Source organism: Leekyejoonella antrihumi, assembly GCF_007845645.1.
In the GTDB taxonomy this organism is placed as follows: domain Bacteria; phylum Actinomycetota; class Actinomycetes; order Actinomycetales; family Dermatophilaceae; genus Leekyejoonella; species Leekyejoonella antrihumi.
Map to the genome: position 1 here is coordinate 1 of NZ_VCQV01000065.1, position 11,904 is coordinate 11,904.

General features: G+C 68.3%; 11 protein-coding genes. 6 read left to right on the plus strand and 5 right to left on the minus strand.

All coding sequences use genetic code 11. From position 1 onward, the window contains the following. Nucleotides 1–137, minus strand: a 137-nt coding sequence (locus tag FGL98_RS23765; protein ID WP_146321182.1) for a biotin carboxylase N-terminal domain-containing protein, incomplete at its 3' end; no start/stop codon positions are given. Nucleotides 138–244: 107 nt separating this feature from the next. Between FGL98_RS23765 and FGL98_RS23770 the strand changes: the two genes are divergently transcribed. Then, nucleotides 245–1,093 (plus strand): aldo/keto reductase, encoded by an 849-nt coding sequence (locus FGL98_RS23770; protein ID WP_246136719.1) that lies wholly within the window; start codon nt 245–247, stop codon nt 1,091–1,093. A gap of 106 nt (nt 1,094–1,199) precedes the next feature. Here FGL98_RS23770 and FGL98_RS23775 read toward each other — a convergent pair whose 3' ends face one another. Continuing rightward, complete coding sequence (locus FGL98_RS23775) at nt 1,200–2,699, minus strand: VWA domain-containing protein (RefSeq protein ID WP_146321185.1); 1,500 nt, start codon at nt 2,697–2,699, stop codon at nt 1,200–1,202. Then, complete coding sequence (locus FGL98_RS23780; RefSeq protein ID WP_146321188.1) at nt 2,683–3,561, minus strand: AAA family ATPase; 879 nt, start codon at nt 3,559–3,561, stop codon at nt 2,683–2,685. The genes FGL98_RS23775 and FGL98_RS23780 overlap by 17 nt, the downstream gene beginning before the upstream one ends. A gap of 325 nt (nt 3,562–3,886) precedes the next feature. On the opposite strand from FGL98_RS23780, the gene FGL98_RS23785 reads away from it, so the two are divergent. Further along, the gene (locus FGL98_RS23785) at nt 3,887–5,230 is read left to right on the plus strand and encodes a DUF2786 domain-containing protein (protein ID WP_186526360.1); all 1,344 of its coding nucleotides are present in this window, start codon (nt 3,887–3,889) and stop codon (nt 5,228–5,230) included. A gap of 107 nt (nt 5,231–5,337) precedes the next feature. Here FGL98_RS23785 and FGL98_RS23790 read toward each other — a convergent pair whose 3' ends face one another. Next, complete coding sequence (locus FGL98_RS23790) at nt 5,338–5,739, minus strand: MerR family transcriptional regulator (protein WP_425461024.1); 402 nt, start codon at nt 5,737–5,739, stop codon at nt 5,338–5,340. 66 nt (nt 5,740–5,805) lie between these two features. Between FGL98_RS23790 and FGL98_RS23795 the strand changes: the two genes are divergently transcribed. From FGL98_RS23795 to FGL98_RS23810, 4 genes are all read left to right on the plus strand, one after another. Beyond that, entirely contained in the window at nt 5,806–6,981 is a 1,176-nt protein-coding gene (locus FGL98_RS23795) for an acyl-CoA dehydrogenase family protein (RefSeq protein WP_146321194.1), read from the plus strand. A 2-nt stretch (nt 6,982–6,983) separates the two neighbouring features. After that, nucleotides 6,984–8,543 (plus strand): acyl-CoA carboxylase subunit beta, encoded by a 1,560-nt coding sequence (locus FGL98_RS23800; protein WP_146321196.1) that lies wholly within the window; start codon nt 6,984–6,986, stop codon nt 8,541–8,543. 83 nt (nt 8,544–8,626) lie between these two features. Continuing rightward, nucleotides 8,627–9,613 carry a YihY/virulence factor BrkB family protein gene (locus FGL98_RS23805; RefSeq protein ID WP_246136720.1) on the plus strand — a complete coding sequence of 329 codons (987 nt, stop codon included), beginning with the start codon at nt 8,627–8,629 and terminating at the stop codon, nt 9,611–9,613. Nucleotides 9,614–9,756: 143 nt separating this feature from the next. Continuing rightward, nucleotides 9,757–10,614 carry a PDDEXK family nuclease gene (locus FGL98_RS23810; protein WP_146321198.1) on the plus strand — a complete coding sequence of 286 codons (858 nt, stop codon included), beginning with the start codon at nt 9,757–9,759 and terminating at the stop codon, nt 10,612–10,614. Nucleotides 10,615–10,707: 93 nt separating this feature from the next. On the opposite strand, the gene FGL98_RS23815 is transcribed toward FGL98_RS23810, so the two are convergent. Then, complete coding sequence (locus FGL98_RS23815; protein WP_246136721.1) at nt 10,708–11,817, minus strand: MFS transporter; 1,110 nt, start codon at nt 11,815–11,817, stop codon at nt 10,708–10,710. Nucleotides 11,818–11,904: the final 87 nt, after the last annotated feature.

An 11,904-nucleotide genomic window follows, 5' to 3' on the forward strand; every position in this document is an offset into this window, starting at 1 on the left:
ACCTTGACGTGCAGCGCGTCCCGGTCGGGCTCGGCATACACGGCCACCGACCCGATCCCGGCATCCTTGCAGGCACGAGCGACACGGACAGCAATCTCGCCACGATTGGCGATCAGGACCTTGTGAAGTGCGGGCATGCGCCCGACTCTAGCGATATGCGACAAGAGTCACATATCGCGGGTCGGCCGAGCGAATGCGGCATACCCTGCCCGGTTTGCCTGTTGGCGCTGATATGACTTCACAGATGACGACAACGCCAGTCCCCACCGTGCAGCTGCGTGGCAAGGACGGCCCGGTGCCGATGCCGCAGCTCGGATTCGGTGTCTGGAAGGTGCCCAACGAGGAGGCAACCCCGGCGGTGGCCGCGGCGCTGCGGGCGGGCTACCGCAGCATCGACACCGCCGCGCTGTACGCCAACGAGGCCGGCGTCGGCCGGGCGCTCGCGGACAGCGACATCCCGAGCGCGGAGATCTTCTTGACCACCAAGGTCTGGAACGACAAGCAGGGGTATGACGCGACACTGGCCGCCTTCGACGAGTCGATCGGCAAGCTCGGCGACGTCGAGCCGCTGGACCTCTACCTGATCCACTGGCCCGCTCCCCAGCAGGACCAGTTCGTCGACTCGTTCAAGGCCCTGCTGCACCTGCGTGACGAGGGGCGCATCCGCGCCGCCGGCGTCGCCAACTTCCGGGTGGCGGACCTGCAGCGCCTGCACGACGAGCTGGGGGAGTACCCGGCGCTGAACCAGATCGAGCTGCATCCGATGCTGGCACAGCGTGAGCTGCGCGAGTTCCACGCCCAGCACGACATCGCGACGGAGGCCTGGAGCCCGCTCGGGCAGGGCGGCGAGCTGCTCGAGGACGCCACGATCGGTGCGATCGCCGACCGCTACGCACGCACGCCGGCCCAGGTGGTGCTGCGCTGGCACCTGCAACTCGGCAACGTCGTGATCCCGAAGTCGGTGACGCCCGCGCGAATCGTTTCGAACTTCGACGTGTTCGGCTTCGAGCTCGACGACTTGGCCATGACCGCGATCGCCGCGCTCGACCAGGGCAAGCGCCTGGGGCCGGACCCCTCGCAGTTCCCCGGCTGAGCGGCATACACCGCCACCTCTCCAAAGGCGCACTTTCGCCCCAAGGTGCACCTACGGGTGCGCCTTTGGGGCGAAAGTGCACAATCGGGCGGGCGTGGAGTGTGCGTCATACGGGCAGGACGCGGCCCACGAACCGGCGCAGCTGCTCCAGGTTGCGGCACTCGTGCATGTCGACGACCCGGGCGTAGGCCTGGGCCACCGAGTCGCCAGAGTCCCACTGGGTGGCCGGTTCCGGATTGAGCCACACCACATGCCGGGCGCGCTCGCGGATACTGCGCAGGTCGTCGACTCGCGGGTCGCCAAAGTTGGTCCGCGCATCGCCGAGGACCAGCACGGTCGAGCGGGGGCCCACCGCGGCCAGGTGATTGTCGGCGAACGTCCGCAACGCATTGCCGTAGCTGCTGCTGCTTCCGTGAGCCGTCAGCTCGGGCTGCCGGCGCGCCCAGGTCACCAGCGCGGCGCCGTGACCGGCGCCGCGGACGACGTCGGTCACGTCCGCGGTGCTGCTGATGAAGCCGAAGACCTGGACCCGCCGGAACTGCGCGTGCAGTGCCCGCATCAGCAGCATCGTGAAGGTGGAGAACCCGCCGACGGACCCCGACAGGTCGGCCAGGATCACCAGGTCGGGGCGGTGTGTGCGGCGCGGAGCATAGACCGGCGTGATCGGCACCCCGCCGGTCGACATCGAGGCGCGCAGGGTGCGGCGCACATCGATCGAGCCGCGTCCGGCGCGCCGTCGGGCCTGCAGGCGAGTCGCCAGCTTCTTGGCCAGCGGGTCGATGCTGCGGCGCAGCTCGTCCAGGTCGGCGGCGCCGGCGCTCAGAAAGTCACGCTGCTCCACCGGGCCCCGTATGCCGTGCTGTGCGAGGTGTGAGCGACCCCGCACCTCGGCGTTGCGTCGCCTGGTCTCCGACTCCACCCGTGCCCGGAACTCCGCCACCCGGCGGCGCGCCTCGTCCCGGTCGATCCGGTCGGTCAGTCGTTCGCCAGGTGCGGACCCCTGTCCGCCGCCAGAGCCCCCGCCGCCAGCACCCCCGCTACCGTCGCCACCGCCGCTGCCCTCGCCATCGCCACCGCCTTCGGGGTCTCCCTGCTGCAGGCTGCGCGCCAGCTGCTGGGCGCCGGCGATCGTGCGCTGGGGCGCGAACCGGTCGAGGGTCTGCGCGGCGGACCAGCCTCGCTGCGCGTCGGCGCTGACGGCTCCCAGCGCCTCGACCGCAGCGCGGGCGATCGCGTCGATCGCCGCGCTGTCACCGGTGGCCACGGCATGCATGAGCCGTTCGCGCAGCTCGTCCACGGTGTGTGCCGGCAACCCGATGGCTGCGCCGACCGCCACCGGGAAGTAGAGGTCGAAGAGCTGCTCGAACACGTGGGCGTCGCCGCTGCGTCGCAGCATGGCGGCGGCCAGACCGTCCCTGAGCCGGGCGCGGTTCGTGAGGCCGAGCACCTCGACGACCCGCGCGGCATCGGTGACCTCGCTGGTGCCGACGTGCAGCCCGTAGCCGCGTAGGCCACCGGCCAGCGCCACGAGGCGCCCGCCTACGCCATCGGCCGCATCCGCCTCGGCCGCATCGCCGTCGGGCGCGCCGTCAGTCCGCGAGTGCACGGTCCAGGTCCAACCGGGCGTGGGCCGACTCGATGTCGGGCTGGTGCTTGAGGATCACGCCCAGACTGCGTTCGACCAGCCGTGGGTCGAGCCGGTCCGCACCGAGCGAGAGCAGGGTGTGGGCCCAGTCGACGGTCTCCGAGACCGACGGTGCCTTGCGCAGGTCGAGCCCGCGCAGCGCACCGATGACGCGCACGATCGAGCGGGCCAGCGCCTCATCCAGGCCGGGGGCATGCAGGTGGACGATCTGCTGCTCGAGGGCCGGTGCGGGATAGTCGATGTGCAGGAAGAGGCAACGCCGACGCAGCGCCTCCGAGAGCTCCCGCGTCGCGTTGGACGTGACGACGACGAACGGGCGCTGGGCCGCCTGGATGGTGCCCAGCTCGGGGATGGTGACCTGGAAGTCGGACAGCACCTCGAGCAGTAGACCCTCCATCTCCTCGTCGGCCTTGTCGAGCTCGTCGATCAGCAGGACCACCGGATCGGTGCTGCGGACGGCGGCGAGCAGTGGCCGGGGCAGCAGGAACTCCTCGCCGAAGATGTCGGTGCGCAGGTCGTCCCATCGCCCGTGCTGCTCGGCGGTGATGCGCAGTAGCTGCTTGGCGTGGTTCCACTCATAGAGCGCCCGCGCCTCGTCGACGCCCTCATAGCACTGCAGGCGGATCAGCCGGGCGGCCGACGCCTCGCTCACGGCCTTGGCCAGCGCGGTCTTGCCCACTCCGGCCGGTCCCTCGACCAGCACCGGCCGACCGAGCTGGGCGGCGAGAAATACCGTCGTTGCGATCGACTCGGAGGCCAGGTATCCGACCTTGGCCAACGCGGTCTGCACCTCGTCGACCGACTGCCATGCGCTCGTGGTCATGCGCCCATCCTGGCAGCGGGTATGCGGTGTCGGCCCGGCTGGGGGAGGACTGCTCGTCCGGAGGATGCAGTGGATGCGTTGGGTATAGCGCGCGGATGTACTGGCGGTGGGTGGGGTCGTTGCCAGCTGCCGTGGATGCGTTGGGTATCGCCCGCGGATCCACTGCCCGTCGAGCGGCGGCCTTGAACGCTTGTCGGCGGCGTATGCAATCGTGGCGTGAACGACGACCGAAGGGGCAGGCAGCCAGATGGGGAGAAACAATCAGCAGCGTCGGCGGGCGAAGGCGAAGTCAAGGCGGGAGAAGGCACGAGCATCGTCGACTCCCATGACGGACCCGGGTCCGCGGCTCGGCGACGAGGACACCGCCGGCGCCGGCTTCGGTGGACCTCGGGCGAGCAGCACCTTCGGCGGCCCGGCGCAGGGGCCGTCGATCGAGGCACAGGTCTACGACCTCGCCGGGCGTGCCGTTCGGGCCGTGGACGCCCGCGAGCGGGAGCGGGTCCGAACGACCCTGGCGCGGATCGTCGAGCGGGGCGGCGGCAGCCGGATCGTCGAGCGGGTCCTGACCACCTGCCTGCGCGACATGCTGGAGCAGGCCTGGCGCAGCGGTTGGGAGCCGGCCGACCTGCACCGGCTGGTCGGCAAGAGGCACAAGGCCGCTGACCAGGACCTGTTGCTGGACGCCATGGCCGACCAGATCGGGCGGTATGCCGAGGCAACGGTCGACCCGCGGTGGCACGCCCAGCTCCGCGAGCTTGACGCGACATCATGGTGGCCGGAACACCGTACCTACCTGTCCGCGCGTGGGGACGCATCCTGGCTTGTCACGCTGGACAGTGCCGTCACGGTCCTGGGTCTGCTTGGTGGAATTCCGGCGCTCGAGTCGCTCGGGCCACCGCCTGGCGGCTACACGCAGCCACGGCATACCGAGCGGGCACCCGTGGACGAGCGCATCCTCAGTCGCGTGCGTGCACTGCTGGCCAAGGCCGAATCGACCACCTTCGAGGCAGAGGCGGAGACCTTCACCGCCGGTGCGCAAGCACTGATGGCACGGCACAGCATCGATGCGGCGCTGCTCGCGGCGACACACCAACGGGACGCGGACGCACCGCAGGCGCGCCGCATCGGAGTGGATGCGCCGTACGAAGCGCCCAAGGCGTTGCTGCTGACCGAAGTTGCGGAGGCCAACCGCTGCCGCACGGTCTGGTCCAAGGAACTCGGCTTCGTCACTGTGCTCGGGTTCGAGACCGATCTGGACGCGGTCGAGACGCTGTTCACCTCGCTGCTCGTGCAGGTCACCTCGGCGTTGTCGCGGGAGGGCACTCGCACCTACCGCAACGGCCAGTCGCGGACCAGGACCTTCCGCCAGTCGTTCCTGTCTGCCTTCGCACGGCGGATCGGCGAGCGACTGCAAGCGGTGACGCAGGAGGAGACCGACGCTGCGGTCGCCGCTCAGTCTGCCGCCGGGTCCGGCAGCCGGGCGCTGGTGCCGTTGCTCGCCGAGCGGTCGCAGGAGGTGAACGACAGCGTCGATGAGATGTTCCCGCAGCTCAAGGAGCACGCCATCACGATGGGCACCGACTACGAGGGCTGGGAGTCCGGACGACGGGCGGCCGACCAGGCGGCGCTGAACCGCGGGGCCGCAGTCGAACAGCGCCGCGGCGCCTAGCCGCGTCCCGCGGATGCCGTGGATGCGTTGGGTATACGCGCGGATCTACTGGCGGTGGGTGGGGTCGTTGTCGGGTGCCGTGGATGCGTTGGGTATAGCGCGCGGACCTACTGGCGGTGGGTGGGGGAGCGCAGCGCCGCCAGATCGGCCTGGCAGCGGCGGTCCAGCTCGGCCAGTTCGTCCAACGAGTCCTGGATGTCTTGGCGGCGGCGCTCCAGATCGGCGCGGCGGTCCTCGATCCGGTCCAGCAGATAGCTGAGCTGACCGGCCTCACCCGGCTGCTCGTCATACATGTCGACGATCTTGCGGATCTCCTCCAGCGGAAACCCGATGCGCTTGCCGCGCAGGATCAAGGCCAGGCGGATGCGGTCGCGCCGGTGAAAGACGCGGGTCGTCCCGCGGCGCTCGGGGCTGATCAGCCCGAGCTCCTCGTAGTGGCGGATGGTGCGATGCGTCACGCCGTGCTCCTCGGCGAGCTGCGCGATCGACCACGTCTGCTGGCTTGTCATCGGTGCCATCGTGCTTTACGTTTACGTTAACGTCAAGTAGCAGTCGCCACGAAGAGGTCGTCATCAATGTTTGAGCTGTCCAAGGACCACGAGGACTTCCGCCAGGTGGTGCGGGAGTTCGCGCAGGAGCAGGTCGCTCCGCACATCGCAGAGTGGGATCGCGACCACCATTTCCCCTCGCACCTGGTCCCGCAGATGGGTGAGCTCGGTCTCTTCGGCTTGGTGGTGCCGCAGGAGTATGGCGGGGCGGGCCTCGACGAGGGCGGCTTCACCTACCTGTGCCTCGCGATCGAGGAGCTCGGTCGCGTCGACCAGTCGGTCGGCATCACCCTGTCGGCCGGCGTCGGGCTCGGGATCAACCCGATCCTCACCTACGGCTCAGACGAGCAGAAGCAGCAGTTCCTGCCCGACCTGGTGGCCGGCAAGACACTTGCCGGCTTCGGCCTGACCGAGCCCGACGCCGGCTCGGACGCCGGGGCGACGCGCACCCGCGCCACGCTCGCGGACGGACATTGGACGATCAACGGCGCCAAGGCCTTCATCACCAACTCCGGCACCGACCGCACCTCGGTCGTGACGGTCACCGCCCGCACCGGTGAGCGGGAGAATGGCCGGCCTGAGATCAGCGCCATCATGGTGCCGGCCGGCACGCCGGGATTCACGGTCGAGCCCGCCTACGACAAGCTCGGCTGGAACAGTTCTGACACCCACGGCCTGACCTTCTCGGGCTGCGCTGTGCCGCAAGAGAATCTGCTCGGTGAACGGGGCCAGGGATACCGTCAGTTCCTCAAGACGCTCGACGACGGACGCGTGGCCATCTCCGCGCTCGCAGTAGGACTGGCGCAGGCCTGCCTCGAGGCGTCGACGGAGTATGCGAAGACGCGCACGGCCTTCGGCAGGCCGATCGGTGTCAACCAGGGCGTGTCCTTCAAGGTCGCGGATCTCGCCGTCATGGTCGACGCGGCCCGGCTGCTGACCTACAAGGCGGCGTGGCTGAAGGATGAGCTCGAGGTGGGCCGGCGATCGGTCGCCGAGGTCAAGCAGGCCGCGGCGATAGCCAAGGTCTACTCGACCGAGGCCGCCGTCACCGCAACTCGACTGGCGACCCAGATCTTCGGCGGCAATGGCTTCATGGAGGAGTACCCCGTCGCCCGGTTCTATCGCGATGCCAAGATCCTCGAGATCGGCGAAGGAACCTCCGAGGTGCAGCGAATGCTCATCGCGCGCGGACTGGGACTGTGACCATGAATAATGCACAGCACCAGGGCGATCCGCGGGTCGCCGACGTGCGCGAGCGTTTGGATAAGGCCTACGAGGCCACGCACGCGCTCTCGGAGAAGGCGCGCGCCAAGCTCGACTCGCAGAACAAGCTGTACGTCCGAGACCGGATCGCGCTGCTCTTCGATGAGGGATCGTTCGTCGAGGACGGTCGATACGCAAACGCCTCGTCCACCGGCCTACCAGCCGACGGGGTCGTGACCGGCCGCGGCACCGTCGAGGGCCGGCCGGCCATCGTCGTGGCCAACGACCCGACGGTGAAGGCAGGCTCGTGGGGTGCACGAACGGTCGAAAAGATCGTGCGCGCAACCGAGTCCGCTCTCCGTGAGGAGCTGCCGATCTTCTGGTTCGTTGACTCCGCGGGAGCCCGCATCACCGATCAGGTGCAGCTCTTCCCGGGGCGCCGCGGCGCCGGCCGGATCTTCCACAACCAGGTCGCGTTGTCCGGCAAGGTGCCGCAGATCTGCTGCCTCTTCGGTCCTTCGGCGGCCGGCGGCGCCTACATCCCGAGCTTCACCGATGTGCTGATCATGGTCGACGGCAACGCGTCGATGTATCTCGGCAGCCCTCGGATGGCCGAGATGGTCGTGGGTGAGAAGGTCTCGCTGGAGGACATGGGCGGCGCGCGAATGCACTGCACTGTCAGCGGAGTCGGTGACCTGTTGGCCACCGACGACACCGAGGCGATCGAGCTCGCCAAGCTGTTCTTCTCCTACGTGCCGGACTCCTGGCGGCACGACCCGCCGAGCTACGTCGCCGAGGAGCCGACCGTCCCCCTGACACCGCAGACGGTGCCGGAGCGGGAGAGCCAGCCGTTCGATGTCCATGAGGTGATCGACGGACTGATCGACGAGGACTCGTTCTTCGAGCTGAAGCCCCTGTTCGCCGCCGAGCTCGTCATCGGGTTCGGTCGGATGAACGGTGAAACCGTCGGCATCGTGGCCAACAACTCCATGGTCAAGGGCGGCGTGCTCTTCACCGACAGCGCCGACAAGGCCACGCGCTTCATCTGGATGTGCGACGCCTACTCGATCCCGCTGATCTACCTGACCGACGTGCCCGGCTTCATGATCGGGTCCGAGGTCGAGCGCGGCGGCATCATCAGACACGGGGCCAAGATGGTGTCGGCCGTCTCCGAGGCGACCGTCCCGCAGTTCTGCATCATCGTGCGCAAGGCCTACGGCGCAGGCCTGTATGCCATGGGCGGGCCCGGGTTCGGGCCGGACGCGACCCTGGCGCTGCCCACGGCTCGAATCGCGGTGATGGGGCCCGAGGCCGCCGTCAATGCGGTGTACGCCAACAAGATCGCCGCCATCGAGGACGAGGGCGAGCGAGAGAGGTTCGTGCAGGCGCGGCGCGAGGAGTATCTCGAGGACGTCGATCTCGAACGGCTCGCGTCGGACCTGGTGATCGACGGGGTGGTCGAGGCCGGTGACCTGCGCGGCGAGCTCTTGCACCGGCTAAGGTATGCCGCACACCGGGACCGCGCGTTCAGCACCCGTAGGCGGGCGATCCCCCCGGTCTGAGCCATGCGGCATACGACGGCTGTCGCAGAACTCTCGACGCCAGCTTGCTGGCCGAACCACAGGCAAGGGGCAATGCTGTGTCGGTGACGACCTCGATGGACCGCGCGCAGCGGCGATTCCCCTGGTTGGGATATCCCCTTGCCGTGGTCTACAAGTTCTTCGACGACATGGGCAGCTATCTGGCGGCGACCCTGACCTACTACGTGTTCGTCTCCCTCTTCCCGATCCTGCTCCTTGCATCGACCGTGCTCGGCATTGTGCTCAAGGGGCATCCGCACCTCCAGGCGCAGCTGCTGGACTCGGCGCTGAGCCAGTTCCCGGTCATCGGTGACCAGCTCAAGGTCCCGCATGGTCTGGACGGCAGCTGGGGGGTTGTGACGATCGGCGGCTTGGTTGCGCTCTACGGTGCACTCGGCGCGGCGCAGGCGTTTCAGTATGCCGCGAACACAGTCTGGCAGGTGCCGCGTAACGAGCGGCCGAATCCCTTTGCCGCGCGCGGTCGTTCGGTGCTGCTCCTCGTCACGGTCGGTGTCGGGCTGCTCCTGACCACCGCTCTGACGTCGTTGCTGGCGACGGTGGTGCGACTGCAGGGGCTGAGCCAGGTGGCCGTGCTCGTCGGGGCGACGCTGGTGAGCATCGCGGTGTTCGTGTTCGCCTTCCACATCGGGTCTGCGCTGTCGCTGCGCTCGTCCAGTGTGCTGCCCGGTGCCGTCGTGGCCGGCATTCTCTGGCAGGTCCTGCAGCACTTCGGTGTCATCTACGTCTCCCACGTCGTGCGACATGCGTCCGCGGTGAACGGTGTCTTCGCAGTGGTCCTCGGCATGCTCGCGTTCATCTATCTGGCCTCGCTGATCATCGTGATTTGCATGGAGATCGACGTGGTGCGGTGCAAGCAATTGTTTCCGCGGGCGCTGCTGACGCCGTTCACCGATGACGTCGAGCTCACCCGCGGTGACGTGGCCAGCTATACGGGTCAGGCGCAGGCGACGCGGTCCAAGGGGTTCCAGCGCATTGACGTGGACTTCAACAAGCGCGAGGACGACCCGGATGACGGCGACGATGAAGACTGAACCGCGCGGCATACGTCCAGTGGTCGCAGATGCACGGTGCGCGGACTCTCGGACCGTGCGTATTTGACCACTCGGCGATTCGGCGTCCGCCCGCCTGTGGATAACCTGCGGCGCCGGTATGCGGGCCTGCCAGAGTGCCGGACATGCCTCGCAAGCCACTGCCTCCGCAGCTCGGCACGGCCTTCACCATCTCGCAGGCGCGCCGGGCCGGAGCCAGTCGTGGCCGGATGCGGGCGGGTGACCTGCGGCGGCCATTTCACGGCGTGCGCGTGGCCGGTGACCTGGGCAGCCTGGTGTCGCGGGCGAAGGCATTGCTGCCGGTCCTCCCGCCCGGAAGCGCCTTCAGCCACTGGACGGCTGCGCAGCTCTGGCACCTCCCACTGCCGCCGGGCCACCCGAGCGACCTGCAGGTGACGCTACCGGCGGGTGCGGGCCGGATCAGACGACCGGGGGTTTGCGTGCACCGCGCAAGTCGGCCGGCGGTTCGGCATCGAAGCGGTCTGCGCGTCGTGACGCCGGAAGCCACCTGGTGCGACCTTGCCGGCACGCTGGACCTGGCGGACCTGGTGATTCTCGGTGATGCAGTCGTGTCGCGCATCGACTCAACCGAGACGCTCTGCCAGGCGCTCGCCGCATACTCCGGGCGTCGGGGCGTCGCGGCTGCCCGGGAGGCACTTGGTCTCGTGCGGATCGGTAGTCGATCGCCGCAGGAGACACGCGGGCGACTGCTGTTCCACGACTGGGGGCTGCCCGAGCCCGAATTGAACGCGGACATCCTCGACGAGTCGGGCTGGCTGGCCAATGTCGACTTCCTGTGGCGTGCGCGCCGTGTCATCGGGGAGTACTACGGCGGTGTGCACGCGTCGTCGTGGAAGCAGGATCTGGGTCGCACGGCGCTGCTGGAGGATGCCGGGTTTCGCGTCGTCGTCATGACGGGGCGCGACTTCGGGCCGGGCAATGCGCAACTCCGGGCGCGTCTGCGGCGGCTGCTGACCGACTGAGCCGCACGGCATACATCGAGTGGTCACAGATGCACGGTGCGTGAGAGATGGAACCGTGCATCTGTGACCACTCGACCTGGGCCGGCGGCCCGACTACGTCATGACGGCGCCGTCGGTGACCAGGCTGGATTCCGTGCTGCCAAAGCTGATCCCCTTGCGCTCCCGGCCCACCGCAGTGAGAACGATGACCACGATGAATACCGGAATGATCGTGGCGGCGAGAGCGAACGGGTAGCCGTGCGAACCCGCCAGCGCCTCCTGGATCGGCAGGTTGAACGCGGCGAGGCAGTTGCCGAGCTGATAGGTCACCCCGGGGTAGAAACCGCGGATCTCGTCGGGGGAGAGCTCGGTCAGGTGCGCCGGGATGACGCCCCACGCGCCCTGCACCATGACCTGCATCAGGAACGAGCCGAGGATGAGCATCCCGACGCTGGTCGAGTAGGCGAACAACGGCACCACCGGCAGGCCGAGGATGCAGCAGCAGATGATCAGCGCCTTGCGGCCGTAGCGCTCCGAGAGCCAGCCGGCCAGCGCACCACCGCCGATCGCGCCGATGTTGTAGATCACCACGATCCAGGTTGCCGTGCTCTTCGCGAGCCCGATCCCGCTGTCGTTGCTGGCCTTCAAGAAGGTTGGGAAGATGTCCTGGGTGCCGTGGCTCATCCAGTTGAACGCGGTCATCAGGATCACGAGGAAGATGAATCGCTTCCAGATCGTCGGGTTCGAGAAGATCTTCTTGGCCGACGTATTGGTCTGCTTGACCCGCTGCTGGGCCGCCCGCCATACGTCGGACTCCTCGACGCGGGCTCGAATGATCAGGCTGATGAGCGCCGGGACGATGGACAGGGCGAACATCCAGCGCCAGCTCAGGCCCCACCACGTGTTGACGACGAGGAAGGCCAGCGAGGCCATCAGGTAGCCCATCGAGTAGCCACCCTGCAGCAGCCCGGAGAAAAAGCCCCTGCGCGATGCCGGGATCTTCTCCATCGCCAGCGCCGCACCCAGGCCCCACTCGCCGCCCATGCCCAGCCCGTAGAGCATCCGCAGCACGATGAGCACGGTGAAGTTCGGCGCGAACGCGCACAGGAACCCGACCACGCTGTAGAAGCAGACGTCGACCATCAGGGGGATGCGGCGCCCGACCCGGTCGGCCCACAGGCCGAAGATTGAGGCGCCCGGCGAGTCTCGGACAGTTGGCCCCAAGGATCTGATTTCTTTGGGGTTGACTGAAAGGGAAGCCTGTTGGGAACTGGTAAGAAGTATTCGCCCGAGTTCAAAGAAGCCTGTGTT

Bases quoted from the DNA above. Each gene is read 5' to 3' on its own strand.
- FGL98_RS23770 (WP_246136719.1), top strand. From the start codon at position 245: ATGACGACAACGCCAGTCCCCACCGTGCAGCTGCGTGGCAAGGACGGC.
- FGL98_RS23780 (WP_146321188.1), bottom strand. From the start codon at position 3,561: ATGACCACGAGCGCATGGCAGTCGGTCGACGAGGTGCAGACCGCGTTG.
- FGL98_RS23785 (WP_186526360.1), top strand. From the start codon at position 3,887: ATGACGGACCCGGGTCCGCGGCTCGGCGACGAGGACACCGCCGGCGCC.
- FGL98_RS23790 (WP_425461024.1), bottom strand. From the start codon at position 5,739: ATGACAAGCCAGCAGACGTGGTCGATCGCGCAGCTCGCCGAGGAGCAC.
- FGL98_RS23795 (WP_146321194.1), top strand. From the start codon at position 5,806: ATGTTTGAGCTGTCCAAGGACCACGAGGACTTCCGCCAGGTGGTGCGG.
- FGL98_RS23800 (WP_146321196.1), top strand. From the start codon at position 6,984: ATGAATAATGCACAGCACCAGGGCGATCCGCGGGTCGCCGACGTGCGC.
- FGL98_RS23810 (WP_146321198.1), top strand. From the start codon at position 9,757: ATGCCTCGCAAGCCACTGCCTCCGCAGCTCGGCACGGCCTTCACCATC.